Source organism: Rhodococcus sp. 06-221-2 (assembly GCF_002258365.1).
Classification (GTDB): Bacteria; Actinomycetota; Actinomycetes; order Mycobacteriales; family Mycobacteriaceae; genus Rhodococcoides; species Rhodococcoides fascians.
Genome location: NZ_NOYJ01000030.1, coordinates 452,887 through 468,575, shown reverse-complemented (window position 1 = coordinate 468,575; position 15,689 = coordinate 452,887). Strand labels below are relative to the sequence as shown.

Below are 15,689 nucleotides of genomic sequence, written 5' to 3'. Positions count from 1 at the left end.
CTATCTCGAAGGATAAGAAGAACATCATGATCATCGACTCACATGCCCACATCGTGGCACCCGACGGTCTGTACGCGTTCCGCGCGAACTTGATGGCCGACGGCGGCTACTACATCGGCCAGCCCAAGATCAGTGACGACTCGCTCGCCGCATGCGCTTCGAGCAACGTCGAAACCATGGACGCAGTCGGTACCGATGTCCAATTGCTCTCCCCGCGACCGTACTACCAGGGGCATTCGATGAAGCCCGCGCGGCTGGTGGACGCATGGATCCGTGCCAACAACGATGTCATCGCTCGGACCGTCGATCTGCATCCCACCCGGTTCGCGGGCGTTGCCGGGCTGCCCATCACACCGGACGAGCCGGTCGAACGTGCATTCCCGGAATTGCTCCGTACCGTCCAGGAACTCGGATTCGTCGGCGTGACCGTCAATCCGGATCCACACGAGGGGACCGGCACCGCGCCTGCGCTTGGCGACCCGTACTGGTACCCGCTGTTCGAGCAGCTCGTCGAGCTCGGCGTGCCGATGCAAGTGCACTCTGCAGGCTGCTACAACGGGCGTGAGACGTACAGCGAGCACTTCATCACCGAGGAATCGATTGCGATTCTGTCGATGATCAGAGGAAAGGTCTTCGAGCGCTTCCCAACGCTGAACGTGATGATCTCCCACGGTGGAGGCTCGGTGCCGTACCAGCTCGGACGGTGGCAGGCCGAACACCTGCATCCCGCACTCGGAGGCGATCCTGATGCACCGCGGTTCGAGGACCACCTCAAGCATTTCCACTTCGACACCGTTCTGCACTACTCGCCGGCGCTCGAATTGTTGCTCAAGACAGTCGGATCGGACAGAGTGCTGTTCGGGACCGAACGCCCCGGCAGCGGCTCCACCGACAATCCCGAGACCAGCCGTCCCTTCGACGACCTCAAACCGGTAATCGAGGGGTTCGACTTCCTCGACGAGTCCGACCGTAGAGCTGTTTTCGAGGAGAACGCACGTCGCGTATTCCCTCGGCTCAAGGCCTGAACCGCGCCCAGAGCACATCACCGTGCGGCGAGCGGGCGGGACTGCGATTAGGCTGCAGATCACGCCCGCACGAAACCGAGACGGGATATGGCTCGTGGGAACGTGGCCGCGGACAAGGAGGACGGGATGGCGGTGCGGACACGGGTAGGTACCGAACGGATCATCGCCCAGCTACGCAGGCTGATTCTCCTCGGCGAACTCCTCCCCGGTGAAGCGATGCGACAGGAGGAACTCTCGCAGCGCCTGGGCGTGAGCCGTGTCCCGATCCGCGAAGCTTTCCTCGTCCTAGCCAACCAAGGCCTGCTCGTGCATCGTCCGAATCAGGGTTTCGTGGTTGCCAAGCGAACGGTCTCGGAGCTCAATCAGTTGCATACTCTGCACACTCTCATCGAAACTGAACTCAACTCCAGTATCCACTGGCCGGATGCATCCGCACTCAAACGTCTGCGCACCCTCAATGCCGAGATGACAGCAAAGGACGAGGCAGACGACGTCATCGAATTCATCGACCTCAATCACGAATTCCATCGATCGGTATGGAGCTTGTCGCCCCACAATCTGTTGATCACCGAAGTCGAACGCATCTGGACCCTGTCGGATGCTTACTTTGCCAGCAATTACGCGTCGTCTCCGCGACGACGGCACGCCATAATGCATCACGCACACATTATCGATGCCCTCGAAGCCAAGAATATGACGTTGTTTCAGAGAGTCTCGGCTGAGCACCGAGACGACACGCGTGGGGGAGCGGATGACGCGTTGGCGCGCGCCCGCCCCTGAAGCTTCGTAAATCCAGACGTTCGTGGTGAGGCTGTGCCGACAGCAGACCTGAGTCGATCTCACCTTCCTTCACCTGAGTCAAAATTGTGGCTACGCCATGCCCCAAATAAACCGAATTTACGCACATGCCCAGGTTCGCCCAAAGCGTCACCAGGACAATGGCCAATACAAGGCGCGTCGGCACACTCGATGGGACAGCACTTTTTCTTGGATCCCGTGTGCGGACTGGGCGACAATCCCGTCTCCGTCCGATAAATCGCGATGCTGATCGCCCAGGACGCTGACCGAGCGACATTGAATGGCGACGTCCCGAAACGTCTCACACGTTTATCGATCCGATCCACGTCAATCGGCCTCATCACGTGTGCGCCTGTCGTTACCGGACCTCCACCCAGCTGTACAGCGGCACCGGTTTCGTTTGGAAAAGCTCCACTGGTTTCCTGAGCCGGGAGACTTGAGTCGCGGTATGCGGCCAACACTTGCTCTGCGAAAGCAGGTTTGGTCTGTTTCCGTGCTTCAGATTCGACACCTACCTTCGAGGAACTCGGCGACATCTTCTCGGATCTGCGCGGCCACAGCTGAGGGACGTGACAGGAACGGATTGTGTCCTGTATCGAAACTCGTAGTTTTGCTCGTGTGCCGACTCATCAGCTGCTGAATCGAGGGAGCTAGTCCTGCATCTCGCTCACACAAGATATAGCTGGTGGGAACGTATTTCCACACTGCGTCCTCCAGCGCATGTGCAGCACCATCGAGACTCTGGTGTGCCAACCTGACAGAGAAAGTCCGAGCCCGCTCCGGATCGAGATCGTTATAGAAGACTTCGGTTGGCCTGAGAGCGTCCATGTATCCGCCTTCCGGGTGAACTTCCCACCAATCAGGCAACCCCTGCTCTCCGGCAATAATGGCGGCAGACTGTCCCACATCGAGAACCCAGGCCGCGATGTAGACCACCCCGATCACGTTGTCCAGGCCGCACAAGGCTTGGGTCGTAGGTAAGCCGCCGTATGAATGGGCGATGACTACCACCGGCTTCGCAATCTTTTGTACCGTCGTGCGAATAATGTCTACATCGTCGGCGAACGACCCGAGCTGCTCCGGATCGTAGCCGGACGACGGGAGTTCGACTGCTTCGGTGGTGTAGTCGGTCATTTCTGCGCGTAGGTCGTCCCATACCCACGCGCCATGCCATGCGCCGTGGACGAGAACCAAAGTGACGTCATTCAGGCTGTGCGACATTAGTATCCTTTTTAGGTGGGCTTGAGCAAACTGCTGTATTTCAGCGGTTCGTGTAAAGATGGGGAATGCCCAGTCGTGTCTTGACGTCGCGGCATCGGCATCACTGTTCGGTTCGATTTTGTCTCGAGCGAAAAGATCGTGCGGTCCGGCATGGAAGGGGTCGATCACACTGTTCGCTGCGTGACCGCCATCACATCGCCGGCTTGAACAGCAACATACATCACATTCATTATTGAATGCAATGGGGCAGGTTTGGGTGTCGATGCACACCAGATGCCGATCAGCGGGCCGTCGCGAGGATTTCGGCGGTACGAAACTGTTGCCGACTTCATGGTCGACGGATGGGCGGCGGCCGCGTCAATTCAGCCCAGGTTGGAGTGATAGCGGGCTTCGCCTGCCCCACCCCGGTTCGATCGAACACCATGGCTGTCACCAGCCAGCGACCTGCGGCAGTGCAGTAACGAAGCTGATCGGGTTGCCCGTGTCGCGGGCCTTCGATACGCAACAATTCCGTGAAACCTCCCTAGTTACCCGCAGGTGGTTTCCGGCCTCAGCCCAGTCCTTGAAGCGATCGCAGAACCGCGATACCGAACTGTTCGGCGTACGGGTGCGCGAAGGACAGAAGATCATGTCCGTGATCGAGGCAGCCAATCGCGATCCGAAGTGGTGGAATGAATACGCAAGCAAATACGACATCAGCCGGTCGGCATCCGGCCACTTGTAGTACCCAACTGAACCCTGACAAATCGACGACGGTAGCCATCTTCGCTAAGTAGAGCAGGCCTCCAATGCTTATGGAGACACGTTGCGACCTAACCGGAGTAGACGGATGCGATGGCAGCATGCTTGAGCGCATGCATTTCCGTGATCGTAAATACTTGGGCTGGGCAGCCGATTGCTCGCGGTGAACCTTCGGTGCGTGTTGGGACGCTCGATGGCTCCACATAGAATAATAGGTATTCGAGCGTGCCGCCACTCGGTGCAGTCCCAACCGAACTCGGTGCAGGCCCGTGTGTCCGGGTTGAACCATCAAAGCATGGTCACAAAATCTCGATTGGGTAGTACCTATTTCGAGACTCAATCCGTCGCGTTTGCAAGCTAGGAACCGAGCCACACTGGATCGCTAGTCGACCGAAACCCAAGGTTCAGAGATTGCGAGACATTTCTCAAAATGGTCGGGTTTCCACTGAACCGGGTCTGGTTGGTTTGTCGCCCTGCCAGTCAGAGGTGTAGCCGGTCAGTGCATAGAGTACTGCCCGCAAGTCCTCTTGGGTCAATTCACCGGGGCGAGATTGATCGGGAAATGTGTTGTGGTACCGCGTCATGGCGCGCCGACCAGACATGCCTTGGTGATTGCTTCTTTGGTAGCGGATGGGCCTCGCAATTCCACTGCACGCCTACCCTCGTACATAACCACCACGCGGTCACACAGTTCGGCCAATTCGTCCGGTTCTGAGCTCGCGACCACGACGGATCCCCCTCGTGCAGCGAGCTCACGTACTCGATCGTGTATGTCGCGCTTTGCGGCGATGTCGACACCTTCGGTCGGCTCGTTGATCACGAATAGAGCGGCGTCCGACATGAGCGCTCTGGCGATCAGCACTTTCTGCTGGTTTCCGCCGCTGAGCGTACTGATGCGTTGGTCAGTGACGTCGCGCGGACGGATGTCGAGCAGGCCGAGTACTTGATCGACAGCAGCGCTGGCACGGCTGTTGCGGATGAATGGGACGTACCGATGAACTCGGTATTCGCAGTCATTGACCAGTGTCGCGGTGGTAGCCACGGTCAGGTTCCCGATAATGCTCTGGTGGGCGCGGTCGTCAGGAATGTAAGCGATACCCGCTTTCATCGATGCCTGCCGCGAGCGGAGGGTGAGTTCGGCACCTGCCAACTGCACAATCCCGAGATGCTTAGGCCTCAGTCCGGCAAGGCATTCGAGCACTTCGGTCATACCCGCCCCGACCAGCCCGGCAAGTCCTACTACCTCCCCAGGTCGCACCTCGAGGTCGAAGCCGCTCACGAGTGGTGGAACAGCCAGGCCTGACACGGAGAGCAGCGGCTCGATGTCGTCAGCCGGTGATTCGTGCATTGCAGGCACTTCGAGCGATCGACCGGCAATCAGTTCACCCAGTTCGCCTTTCGTCATGCCGTCGGTCTCCCTCTCTGCTACGACGGCCCCTTGGCGGAGGACGACGACGCGAGAGCAGAAGTTCATTACCTCTTCCAGGCGATGAGAAATGAATGCGACTGACACTCCCTCGGATCGGAGTCGTTCGACGGCTGCGAAAACCCGCTCGACTTCACTGGGATGAAGTGCTGCTGTCGGCTCGTCCAACAAGACCACGGAGGGTGACCGTAGCAATGCCCGTGCAATCATCACCAAACGCTGCACCGACGCTCCGCAGTCACGGGCGCGGCGATTCAGATTGTCCGAAAGCCCAAGAGTGCGGGCAACTTCAGCGGCTCGGGCGACTACTTCGCGGCGCGGGCCCTTGACGCCCAAGGTGATGTTGTCCTCGACGGACATCACGGGAACCAGGTTGAGCTGTTGTGGAACGACTGCGATGCCCGCCTCCAGCGCCTCGCTCGGACTCGAGAACGACACTTCGCGTCCTGCTACGAGCAATGTCCCGGACACCGGCCTCTCCACACCGGCGAGTATCCGGGTGAGAGTGGACTTGCCTGCTCCGTTATGTCCGACGAGACCGACTATTTCACCGGCGGCGAGGCTGAAGTCGACATCTGTCAGCGCCCGTACACCAGGGTAGAGCTGGGTGACCGAACGAACCTCCAGCGCTGGATCCCGTGGTGGCATCTCTTGGCGCGTCGTCATAGTGCATCTCTTTCGGTCGAGACGAGCCTGGCGAAGAGGATCGCGGCGAGAAGGATCGCGCCCTGAAAGAAATAGGTGGCGTAAGCCGGGACGGACATCAAGATCAGACCGTTCGAGGTGATGGTCGCGATGATGACCCCAACGACAGTGCCGGGAACGTTGAACTCGCCGATCTTGAACATTGCCGCACCGATGAAGCAGGCAGCGAACGAGGGTAGCAATACATCGAGACCAGACATCGGATATGCGGTTGTCTGCTGTCCGGCGAACAGCAAGCCGGCCGTTGTAGTCAATCCGCCAGAAATGACGAACACCCATAGTTTGACCCGTGCGTTGTTGATTCCAGCGATGCGCGCCGCTACCGCATTCCCGCCCACTGCTCGTACGTGCCGTCCGAGCGTCGACCGCTCGAGTGTCAGCCACGCACCAACCGCAACGAGTGCCGCGACGACGGCGAGGTTGGGTATTGGGCCGATCGACCCGCGGCAAAAGCTGACGAGTCCTTCCGGAAACCCACCGTAGATCTGTTGACTGTCGGTGACCACGTATTGGGCACCGTTCAGTATGGCCCCGACGGCGATCGTCACGATGAGGGCAGGCAGTTTCAGATAGCCGACCAGAATTCCGTTGAATGCTCCGATCAAAAGGCCCAACCCGAGCACGATGCCGATCGCGAGGATGGTCACGAGGTTCATGGGCGAGAGCAGCTGCGCAGTGGTAACGGTTGCCAAGCCCGCAACTCCGGTCAACGAGAGATCGAATTCGCCTGCAGCCAAACACATTGTCAGGCCGATCGCGACGATCACCGGAAGCGCAGCGTCACTGGCGATGGTCTTGAAGTTGTCGACGCTGAGAAAGCCGTCGGCGACCACAGTGAAAACCACGATCAGAAGCACCGTTACGAGAGGCACACCCACCTGGCCCAGCAGACGCCGACGTCGTTCACTTCGTTCGAGCCATTCCTTCGTTTTTTCAGCCGAAGCTAAGTTCGGTGCGTCCGTAGCGGGAGCTGTTCGAGCGCTCGAGCTCATGCGAATACCTCGTTCCAACGAGCGATGAATTGCGGGCGGTAGACGCCACCGGCGAACATCCAGTCGGCAGCTTTCGTTCCGACCGGGACCTGCTCGTCCACATTCGATGCGTCGAATACGACGTCGGGGACCGGTCTGTTCATCGAAAGCAATCGATTCAGCTCGATCTCGCCCTTCATGACAGTGAGAACTTGATCGATGATGACGTAACTCTGGTACGGCCAGTCGACCCAGCTTGTTGCGACCAAGGGACTTTGGCCGCTGCGTACTGCTTCGACCCCTGCGCTCTGTGCGATACGTCCGTACACCTGCACGTCTTTCTTGCCTGCCTGATCTATTCCGCTGGCGGCGGGAACCGATGTCGGGGGGTAGTTGCAGAAGATCGCGTTGATGTCGGAGTTAGCCTGGATCATGCCTTTCGCACGCCGGGTCGAGTCGGCAACTGTGTCCGTTCCGCTGACGGCAAAGTCACGGGCGACGATCTCGAACTGATCGTCCAAACCGATGAGAGTCTCGAAGACGGTGCGGCCGGGCACGAGGGCGTCGGACACCGGCGCGTCCAGTATTCCGACCTTGATGGGTGCGTTTCCTCGACGCCTCTTTTGATCTGCCATCATGTAGTGCGCGAGCAAGAGCGCGTCGTGGTCGAGCAGTGGACCGTAGTCGACGGCGATGTTCGGGTCGAATTCCGCGAACATCAGGTTCCCGACCACGGGAATGCCTGCTGCTTTTGCCTGCTCGAGCTGCGCGTTGATGAAGATCGCTGGCACCACCACGACGATGATGGCATCTACTTTGCGGGTGATGAACGAAGACATCGCTGTCTGAGCCTGCGCCTGAGCGCCTTGGGCGTCCACTGCAATAAAGGTCCAGTCGAGCCCGGCGTCCTTCGCGGCTTGGTCGAGCCACTTCTGAATGCTGACCTGGTTCTCGTCGAGTAGGGACAAGAACACCACACCGATGGTCTTGTTTTTGTAGCTGTCACCGAGGGCGGGGGTCACGTCCGACGCGCCGGGTGACGAGGAGTTCGATGTCTGCTGAGCAGCTGAGTCGCGGGTACATGCGGTGACCAGCGGAATAGCCACCGCCGTGCCGAGTAGCCCGCGCAATACCGTTTGTCGACCGATGAGTCGACCCAATGGTGCCGGTGTACCGCCTGAAGTCTTTCCGGTCATGGTCTTTCCCTTCTGTGCGGGCTACTTCGACGGTGGCCCCTGGAGAACTCCTGCGCGGACGCGTCGAGGAGGAAATCAGACGAATTGGCCCCCAGTAGCGGGACCGGATAGCGCATCGAGGACCGCCTGGGTGTCCTCGCCGAGGTTGGGAGGTCGTGTCCGGGCCCCGTCGGCACCGCCGAATGCGCGTTGCATCAGTCCCACGACGTGCTGCACCTCGTCACCGGAAGCGTTGCGCGAGATGCCGAAGGCTCCGCGGTGCTCAGCAACCGGATGATTCGCAACGCCGTCTACCCCGTTCAACATTGCGTAGGCGAGCTGAGCAGCTTCGAGGCGTTCGATGACGACACCCCGTTCGAGCTCGCACGTGACCTTTTCGATCTGCGCTATCAATTCGTCTCTGGCGATCAGGCGCAACAGATTCGTTGCGTAGGCAGGATCGTCTGCCAGTTCCGGTTGTTCGATCACCTTGTGACAGAACCTGACCCACTCGTCGTCGTGTTCGATAGCGATCAACACCTGCCCGTTCGCGCACCGGAACACGCCGTATGGCGCTATGGCATGGTGCTGGTCCGGAGACCGCGTGTACTCGACTCCGGTGTTCAAGTAGCTGACCAACATCGGGCCGAGGAATTCGGTGGCCACGTCGAACATTGCGATGTCGATTGCCGTACCCGTGCCGTCCTGCTGCCGGCCGAGAAGTCCTCCAAGAACTGCGACAGCACCGTAGATACCAGTCGCCACGTCGGCAATCGACACCCCCACGCGTGTCGGTTGGTCGGGGGTCCCGGTCAGGCTCATGACCCCGGACTCGGCCTGGATGAGCATGTCGTATGCCTTGCGGGCTTCGAGCGGACCGTCGAAACCGTATCCGGATATATGACAGGACACCAGATCCGGCCAGCGTTCGAGGTCTTTCTTTCCAACGCCCAATCGTCCGGCCGACGCTGGACTGAGGTTCTGCACGAATGCGTCGGCGCGATCCAACAGCTGATGCAGTACGTCTCGGCCGTGATCCGACTTGAGGTCGAGGACGATCGATTGCTTACCTCGGTTGAGCCACCAGAACTGTGCACCTTCGCCGTTGGCGTTGGAATCCCACCGCCTCGAGAAGTCGCCGTGGGGCGGGCGTTCGATCTTGATCACGTCCGCGCCGAGTTCACGAAGAATGCGGGTGCACAGAGGTCCGGCCACCGAGTGCTCGATGGCGACCACCAGACGGCCGGAGAGCGGGCCCTTACGGGATGTGTCGCGGGGAACATTCATTGTCACTTCATACCTTATGGATTGAAATAATGCATTTCACTTGCAGAAGATACTTTTGACGGTTTACGGTGTCAACCATGGCAACAGAACAGAAATTGCAAGCCCTCGCAGGTGGAGAGTCGACTCAGGCGGTAGTGACCACCTGGTTCGTCGAAGAAGGAGATCAGGTGAAGGCCGGCGACCTGCTGGTCGAAATCGAAGCCGAGAAGACAGCGTCGGAGGTGGAATCCGAACACACCGGCGTGCTGACCCGAATCGTCGCTGCAGTGGGCGACGAAATTGAGATCGGCGACGTACTCGCCGAGTTCGAGTTGGACTCGTGAGCGCCTCCCAGCAGGTCGAGCCGGGCCTGCTCGACGCACGCGAAGTCCTGTACACGATGCAGCTGATCCGCAGTTTCGACGAGCGGGTCGTGGAGCTGTACAACGACAAACTCGTGCGCGGATCGGCTCACCCCTATATCGGCATGGAAGCCATTGCCACCGGGATCATTTCAGCGTTGGGAACCGACGATCTGATCACATCCACGCACAGGGGTCACGGGCATTGCCTCGCCCGAGGTTTGGATCCGGCTCGCATGTTCGCCGAAGTCCTCGGACGCAAGAGTGGTTATTGCCGCGGAAAGGGCGGCAGCATGCACATAACCGCGGTAGAACACGGCATGCTCGGAGCAGATGGCATCGTCGGCGGCTCGCACGCGATAGCGGTCGGTGCCGCATACGGTTCGCGACTCCAGGGACGCGACACTGTAGTGGCATGTTTTTTCGGCGACGGAGCAGCGAACGAAGGCAGTTTCCACGAGGCCTGCAACCTGGCCGCTGTGCTCGACGCGCCCGTCATTTTCGTATGTGAGAACAACGGATGGGCACTTTCTACCCGCGCGAGCTCCACGGTCCGAGTCGATGATCTGTCCGTTCGCGCAGCCGGGTACGGCTTTCCCGGCTTCACGGTGGACGGCAATGACGTCCACGCGGTGCGCGCGGCCGCAAACGACGCCGTCGCTCGCGCGCGGGCCGGCCGCGGACCGACGCTGATCGAGGCGAAAACCCACCGGATGTCACCCCACTCCGCATTCGCCACCGGAGAGACCAGCACACGAGAAGAACTCGAGGCGTGGTCCAAGCGGGACCCGATCGCGGGTCTCATCCGAAGGGCAGTCGACGAGGGTGCGCTCGACCTCGACGAGGCCGAAGCGATCAGGAAGCGTGCCTCCGCTGCCATCGATGTGGCCAGCCAGTATGCCGTCGACGACGAGCAACCAGAACCGGCGAGCGCGTTCGAGGATGTCTATGCACCGGCCGAATGGAACAAGGAGAACCGACTCGCATGAGCGATCGTGGCGCACGAAAACTGACGATGTCCGAAGCCCTCAACGAAGCTATGCACGAAGAAATGGCCCGGGACCCGAAGGTCTTCACCATCGGCGAAGATATCGCACGTAACGGTGGACTCTTCGGAGTCACCAAGGGACTGCTCGACCGGTTCGGAAGTGACAGAGTGATCGACTCGCCCATTTCGGAGGCGGCAATCTCCGGTGCTGGAGTCGGCGCGGCGTTGGTCGGATCACGTCCGGTCGTCGAACTGCAGCACTTCGACTTCGTCACGCTGGCGATGGACCAGATTGTCAATCACGCGGCGAAGTGGCACTACATGTCCGGCGGTTCCGTGACTGTCCCACTGGTGGTTCGCGGCCCGATCGCCAACGGCGTCGGGCTGGCCGCCCAACATTCTCAGTCGTTGGAGTCATGGTTCGTCCACACTCCCGGCCTCGTGGTGATCATGCCGTCGACCCCATACGACGCCAAAGGCCTACTCAAGGCAGCAATCAGGGACAACAATCCCACCTTGATGCTGGAGAAGCGGCTGTTCTACACGCGTGCGGGCGAGGTGCCCGAAGATGACTACGTTGTGCCGATCGGAGTGGCCGATATCAAGCGGACGGGCTCCGATGTCACCGTCGTGGCGATCGCTGGAGGCGTCCCTCTCGCCCTACAGGTGGCGCGCAAACTCGAACCGGAAGGCATCGACGTAGAGGTTATCGATCCGCGCACGCTCAAGCCACTCGACATCGACACCATCGTCGAATCTGTCACCAAGACTCGGCGCCTGGTGGTGGTAAGTGAAGGAGCCCGCGCGGGCGGGTATGCCAGCGAAGTCGTGGCCCGTGTGATCGACGAGGCATGGGACCGGCTCAAGGCCGCTCCTGTTCGCGTGACGGCCGCCGATACGCCCATTCCCTACGCGGGACCACTGGAGCGCGAAATTCTTCCGCAGGTGAACGACGTCTTGAGCGCGGTCCGCACCGTTCTCGGAAATGGAGCCGTACATGTTTGAAGGACGCATCGTCATCGGAGGCCAATTGTCCGACGCCCGCGCCGGCAAGACGTTCGAGACCATCGATTCGGCGACGGGTGAGGTGTTGGCTGAGGTTGCCCGGGGCACGGCGGAAGATGTCGACGAGGCTGTCAGTGCGGCTAGATCCGCACAGCCCGGATGGGCAGCCCTCACCCCGGCCGCGCGTGCCGAGGCTTTGCAGGCAATAGCAGCTGGCGTTCTCGATCACGTCGACGAACTCTCTCGCCTCGAATCGCTGGACACAGGCAAACCACTCACGCAAGCCAGAGGCGACGTCGCGACCACCGCTAGATACTTCACTTTCTACGCAGGCCTCGCGGATAAATTGTTCGGCCAGACGCTCCCACTCGGTCCCGGTTACTTGGACTACACGGTCCGCGAACCGTTGGGAGTGAGTGGCCAGATAGTCCCATGGAACTACCCGCTCCAGATCGGTTCGCGTGGAGTTGCAGCGGCACTGGCTGCGGGCAACGCCACGGTCGTCAAGCCGGCTGAACAGGCTCCACTGTCTTTGATTCGGCTCGCCGACATTGCACGCGAAGCGGGACTTCCCGACGGTCTGTTCAATGTTGTTCCAGGACTGGGCATCGAGGCGGGAGCTGCGTTGGCCGGCCACCCGAACATCGACCAAGTCACTTTCACCGGATCCGTCGCCACCGGCTCACAGGTCATGGCTGCAGCGGCCCGCACAATCGTTCCCGTGACGCTCGAACTGGGAGGAAAATGTCCGAATCTGCTGTTCGAGGATTGTGACCTCACCCGCGCGTTACCGGTCGTGCGGAACGCCATCGTTCAGAACGCAGGCCAAACGTGTTCGGCCGCGACTCGACTCATAGTGCATCGAAGTATGCATCGTGAGGTGGTGGAGTGGTTGCGCACCGAGCTCGAGGCGGTGACGGTAGGACACGGTATCGACGATCCGGGCATGGGTCCTCTGATCACGCGCCAGCAACTCGAGCGCGTGTCGTCCTTCGTGGACGACGTGCGTACGGAAGCGTCGATCGTCACCGGTGGCCACGTCATGACGGAAGGAGCGCTTGGACGTGGGTTCTTCTACGCTCCCACGCTGATCGACGACGCATCACCCGACTCGAAGGTTGCCCGAGAGGAAATTTTCGGGCCTGTGCTCACCGTGCTGCCGTTCGACACCGAAAAGGAAGCAATCGCGCTCGCCAACAACACCGAGTACGGCCTCGTCTGCGGCGTCTGGACGCGCGATGTATCGCGGGCGGTCCGTGTTTCGGGCGCGCTCAGGTCCGGGCAGGTGTTCATCAACGGCTATGGAGCTGCGGGAGGCGTCGAACTTCCTTTCGGCGGATACGGAAAGAGTGGCTTCGGACGAGAAAAGGGTGTCGAGGGACTCAACTCGTACCTCCAGACCAAGAACGTGTGTGTCGTCCTGGAAGGCCTGTCATGACCGAAACCACTGAGCGCACAACACCGTCGACACTGACCCCCACGCAACGCGTGATCGCGCGCCGCATGACCGAATCCCATACAGTCCCGTCATTTACCGTTTCACGTGACCTCGACGTGACTCGCTTGCTGCGAGAACGTGCCGCCGCCCGGACAGCTGGCGGTCGGGCTCCGTCCTTGAACGATGTGCTCGTCGCAGCGGTGGGGCGCGCGCTGCGTGCCCACCCGCGGGTCAACGGCAGTTTCGATCCGAGAGGCTTCGTCATCAACACCGAAGTGCACGTCGGCGTTGCAGTTGCCAGCGAAGGCAAACTACTCGTACCCGTCGTACGGCATGCCGATCGTCTCAGTCCGTCCGAAATAGGCAACGAATCCTCGCGGCTCGCGGAGGCAGTGCGCGGCGGCACGATTACCGGAAGCGACCTGAAGGGAGCTACCTTCACGATCTCGAACCTCGGAATGATGGGCGTCGACCACTTCACCGCGATGATCAACGTCCCCCAGGCCGCGATTTTGGCCGTTGGTCGCGCCCGCCCTGTGGCCAGTTTCGAGAACGGGACACTGAGCGCTCAGTCAGCGATGTCGCTGACCCTGACCGCCGACCACCGAATTGTGTACGGAGCAGACGCCGCGGCCTTCCTGGCCTCGGTCGCCGAAGAGGTCGACGGTATCGACCTGTGTGAGGACAGCGCATGAGGCGCGTCGGCGTCGAACCCGACACCGACGCGCGACGCACGGCCTTGTGTGTGCCCGCCTCGGTACCCCGCTTCGTCGAACGCGCCCGGAGACTGCCTGTCGATATGGTGATCCTCGACCTCGAAGATTCGGTCGTGCCTGCTCTGAAGAATCATGCCCGCTCCGCCGCCGCCACGGCCCTGGCGGACGACGATTGGCAAGCCCCACTTCGAGCTGTTCGAATCAATGCTCCTGATTCGCCATGGGTCGACGACGACTTGACCGGGCTGGGACCGTGCATGAGCCGACTGACCGAAATCGTCGTCCCCAAGGTGCACACTATCGAACAACTCGATCGCTTGAGCAGCCGATTAGCCTGCATCGAGGAGGAATTCGGCAGGCAGGGCCGTCCAGTCGGCTTCCACATCCAAGTGGAGGACGCTGCAGGACTTCTCTCGGTCGACCAGACAGCGGCTCACCCCCGGGTGACCACGCTTGCGTTCGGTCCGGTCGACTATGCGGCCAGCCTCGGGCTCCGCAATGGAGGCACTGGACACAGTGAATCTCAAGCACATTCGGCGGCATACGATCACGGTCTGATGCGGATGCTCGTCGCAGCTCGAGCTCACGACAAATTCGCGTTGGACGGCCCGTGCATCGACATCCGGAACACGAACGAGCTCGCACGATCGTGCGAGCACAGTGCGGCGCTGGGCCTGGACGGCAAATGGATTCTGCATCCGGACCAGCTCGACGCAACACGACTTGCATTCACACCGACGAAATCCGAGGTGGCTCATGCGAAGTCCGTCATGGCCGCGTTGCATACCGCTGAAGGCGACGCCCCTGCAGCGGGGGCCGCGATAGTGGACGGAAAGATGGTCGACGAGGCCACGCTACGCCACGCACAACGACTGCTGGCCCGAGCAGGAATGCACTGATATGACCAATTCTGCATCTCCTGGAGGCCGCAAATTGTTGCGGCTCGAAGTTCGCAACAGCAAAACGCCGATCGAGAACAAGCCGCCGTGGATCCGAGCGCGAGCCAGGACGGGGCCTCAGTACAAGGAGCTGTTGCAACTGGTCGAAGCCGAGGATCTGCACACCGTCTGCCAGGAGGCGGGCTGTCCCAACATCTTTCAGTGCTGGGAGGACCGAGAGGCAACGTTTCTGATCGGCGGAGAAGAGTGCACGCGCAGATGCGACTTCTGTCAGATCGACACGGGCAAGCCAAAGGCTCTCGATCGGGATGAGCCACGTCGAGTCGCAGAATCGGTCCGCAAGATGGCGCTGAAGTATGCCACGATCACCGGCGTCGCACGCGACGACCTGCCCGATGGGGGAGCGTGGTTGTATGCCGAGACGGTTCGTCAGATCCACTCACTCAATGCCGACACGGGTGTCGAGAACCTGATACCGGACTTCAACGGTACGCCCGATCTCCTTGCCGAGGTATTCGATTCCAGACCGGAAGTGTTGGCGCACAACCTGGAAACGGTGCCGAGACTATTCAGGCGAATCCGCCCCGCATTCCGCTACAGCCGCTCGCTCGACGTCATTACGCAGGCGCGCACCTTCGGCTTGGTCACTAAAAGTAACTTGATCTTGGGGATGGGCGAGACGCGCGAAGAAGTGTCCGAGGCGCTGCGCGACCTGCGTCAGGCAGGCTGTGACTTGATCACCATCACCCAGTACCTGCGTCCGAGCCCGCGTCACCATCCGGTGACGAGATGGGTAGAACCCCAGGAATTCGTTGATCTAGAGCGTGAAGCCCGTGAAATCGGCTTCGTCGGCGTCATGTCCGGACCCCTTGTCCGCTCCTCCTACCGGGCAGGAGCGTTGTATCGAGAAGCCGTGGAGATGCGCGGTGCCAACTGACGGCATGAAGTACGCG

15 protein-coding genes are annotated in these 15,689 nt (G+C 60.5%); 10 read left to right on the top strand and 5 right to left on the bottom strand.

What is annotated here, in order from left to right:
• Window positions 1–26 precede the first annotated feature (26 nt).
• Together CH281_RS18360 and CH281_RS18355 are read left to right on the top strand one after the other, a co-directional pair.
• Window positions 27–1,025: an amidohydrolase family protein gene (locus CH281_RS18360; RefSeq protein ID WP_094695089.1), complete on the top strand. Its 999-nt coding sequence runs from the start codon at window positions 27–29 to the stop codon at window positions 1,023–1,025.
• A 126-nt stretch (window positions 1,026–1,151) separates the two neighbouring features.
• The gene (locus tag CH281_RS18355) at window positions 1,152–1,805 is read left to right on the top strand and encodes a GntR family transcriptional regulator (protein ID WP_167326169.1); all 654 of its coding nucleotides are present in this window, start codon (window positions 1,152–1,154) and stop codon (window positions 1,803–1,805) included.
• Between the two features lie 516 nt (window positions 1,806–2,321).
• On the opposite strand, the gene CH281_RS18350 is transcribed toward CH281_RS18355, so the two are convergent.
• Window positions 2,322–3,212 (bottom strand): alpha/beta hydrolase, encoded by an 891-nt coding sequence (locus CH281_RS18350; RefSeq protein ID WP_094695085.1) that lies wholly within the window; start codon window positions 3,210–3,212, stop codon window positions 2,322–2,324.
• A 73-nt stretch (window positions 3,213–3,285) separates the two neighbouring features.
• On the opposite strand from CH281_RS18350, the gene CH281_RS26625 reads away from it, so the two are divergent.
• Window positions 3,286–3,768 (top strand): hypothetical protein, encoded by a 483-nt coding sequence (locus tag CH281_RS26625; protein WP_143544826.1) that lies wholly within the window; start codon window positions 3,286–3,288, stop codon window positions 3,766–3,768.
• A gap of 597 nt (window positions 3,769–4,365) precedes the next feature.
• Here the strand turns inward: CH281_RS26625 and CH281_RS18345 are convergent.
• From CH281_RS18345 to CH281_RS18330, 4 genes are all read right to left on the bottom strand, one after another.
• Window positions 4,366–5,877: a sugar ABC transporter ATP-binding protein gene (locus CH281_RS18345; protein ID WP_094695083.1), complete on the bottom strand. Its 1,512-nt coding sequence runs from the start codon at window positions 5,875–5,877 to the stop codon at window positions 4,366–4,368.
• Window positions 5,874–6,761 (bottom strand): ABC transporter permease, encoded by an 888-nt coding sequence (locus tag CH281_RS18340; protein ID WP_167326167.1) that lies wholly within the window; start codon window positions 6,759–6,761, stop codon window positions 5,874–5,876. The genes CH281_RS18345 and CH281_RS18340 overlap by 4 nt, the downstream gene beginning before the upstream one ends.
• A 143-nt stretch (window positions 6,762–6,904) precedes the next feature.
• The gene (locus CH281_RS18335; RefSeq protein ID WP_094695079.1) at window positions 6,905–8,083 is read right to left on the bottom strand and encodes a sugar ABC transporter substrate-binding protein; all 1,179 of its coding nucleotides are present in this window, start codon (window positions 8,081–8,083) and stop codon (window positions 6,905–6,907) included.
• A gap of 75 nt (window positions 8,084–8,158) precedes the next feature.
• A complete protein-coding gene (locus tag CH281_RS18330) occupies window positions 8,159–9,349 on the bottom strand; it encodes a CaiB/BaiF CoA transferase family protein (protein WP_094695077.1) in 1,191 nt (396 codons plus the stop codon).
• 77 nt (window positions 9,350–9,426) lie between these two features.
• On the opposite strand from CH281_RS18330, the gene CH281_RS18325 reads away from it, so the two are divergent.
• From CH281_RS18325 to lipA, 7 genes are read left to right on the top strand one after another with little or no spacing between them, the layout of a single operon-like run.
• Window positions 9,427–9,672 (top strand): biotin/lipoyl-containing protein, encoded by a 246-nt coding sequence (locus CH281_RS18325; RefSeq protein WP_094695075.1) that lies wholly within the window; start codon window positions 9,427–9,429, stop codon window positions 9,670–9,672.
• The gene (locus CH281_RS18320) at window positions 9,669–10,679 is read left to right on the top strand and encodes a thiamine pyrophosphate-dependent dehydrogenase E1 component subunit alpha (RefSeq protein WP_094695073.1); all 1,011 of its coding nucleotides are present in this window, start codon (window positions 9,669–9,671) and stop codon (window positions 10,677–10,679) included. The genes CH281_RS18325 and CH281_RS18320 overlap by 4 nt, the downstream gene beginning before the upstream one ends.
• Window positions 10,676–11,683 (top strand): alpha-ketoacid dehydrogenase subunit beta, encoded by a 1,008-nt coding sequence (locus CH281_RS18315; RefSeq protein WP_094695071.1) that lies wholly within the window; start codon window positions 10,676–10,678, stop codon window positions 11,681–11,683. Before CH281_RS18320 ends, CH281_RS18315 begins: the two co-directional genes overlap by 4 nt.
• A complete protein-coding gene (locus CH281_RS18310) occupies window positions 11,676–13,121 on the top strand; it encodes an aldehyde dehydrogenase family protein (protein ID WP_094695360.1) in 1,446 nt (481 codons plus the stop codon). The genes CH281_RS18315 and CH281_RS18310 overlap by 8 nt, the downstream gene beginning before the upstream one ends.
• Window positions 13,118–13,816 (top strand): 2-oxo acid dehydrogenase subunit E2, encoded by a 699-nt coding sequence (locus tag CH281_RS18305; RefSeq protein WP_094695069.1) that lies wholly within the window; start codon window positions 13,118–13,120, stop codon window positions 13,814–13,816. The genes CH281_RS18310 and CH281_RS18305 overlap by 4 nt, the downstream gene beginning before the upstream one ends.
• Window positions 13,813–14,736 carry an HpcH/HpaI aldolase/citrate lyase family protein gene (locus tag CH281_RS18300; RefSeq protein WP_094695067.1) on the top strand — a complete coding sequence of 308 codons (924 nt, stop codon included), beginning with the start codon at window positions 13,813–13,815 and terminating at the stop codon, window positions 14,734–14,736. Before CH281_RS18305 ends, CH281_RS18300 begins: the two co-directional genes overlap by 4 nt.
• A gap of 1 nt (window position 14,737) precedes the next feature.
• Window positions 14,738–15,673 (top strand): lipoyl synthase, encoded by a 936-nt coding sequence (lipA, locus tag CH281_RS18295; protein ID WP_094695065.1) that lies wholly within the window; start codon window positions 14,738–14,740, stop codon window positions 15,671–15,673.
• Window positions 15,674–15,689 lie beyond the last annotated feature (16 nt).

Excerpts from the sequence above, each read along its gene's own strand:
- CH281_RS26625 (WP_143544826.1), top strand. The coding sequence starts at position 3,286 with ATGGGGCAGGTTTGGGTGTCGATGCACACCAGATGCCGATCAGCGGGC.
- lipA (WP_094695065.1), top strand. The coding sequence starts at position 14,738 with ATGACCAATTCTGCATCTCCTGGAGGCCGCAAATTGTTGCGGCTCGAA.
- CH281_RS18330 (WP_094695077.1), bottom strand. The coding sequence starts at position 9,349 with ATGAATGTTCCCCGCGACACATCCCGTAAGGGCCCGCTCTCCGGCCGT.
- CH281_RS18345 (WP_094695083.1), bottom strand. The coding sequence starts at position 5,877 with ATGACGACGCGCCAAGAGATGCCACCACGGGATCCAGCGCTGGAGGTT.
- CH281_RS18305 (WP_094695069.1), top strand. The coding sequence starts at position 13,118 with ATGACCGAAACCACTGAGCGCACAACACCGTCGACACTGACCCCCACG.
- CH281_RS18355 (WP_167326169.1), top strand. The coding sequence starts at position 1,152 with ATGGCGGTGCGGACACGGGTAGGTACCGAACGGATCATCGCCCAGCTA.
- CH281_RS18310 (WP_094695360.1), top strand. The coding sequence starts at position 11,676 with ATGTTTGAAGGACGCATCGTCATCGGAGGCCAATTGTCCGACGCCCGC.
- CH281_RS18325 (WP_094695075.1), top strand. The coding sequence starts at position 9,427 with ATGGCAACAGAACAGAAATTGCAAGCCCTCGCAGGTGGAGAGTCGACT.
- CH281_RS18300 (WP_094695067.1), top strand. The coding sequence starts at position 13,813 with ATGAGGCGCGTCGGCGTCGAACCCGACACCGACGCGCGACGCACGGCC.
- CH281_RS18315 (WP_094695071.1), top strand. The coding sequence starts at position 10,676 with ATGAGCGATCGTGGCGCACGAAAACTGACGATGTCCGAAGCCCTCAAC.
- CH281_RS18335 (WP_094695079.1), bottom strand. The coding sequence starts at position 8,083 with ATGACCGGAAAGACTTCAGGCGGTACACCGGCACCATTGGGTCGACTC.
- CH281_RS18360 (WP_094695089.1), top strand. The coding sequence starts at position 27 with ATGATCATCGACTCACATGCCCACATCGTGGCACCCGACGGTCTGTAC.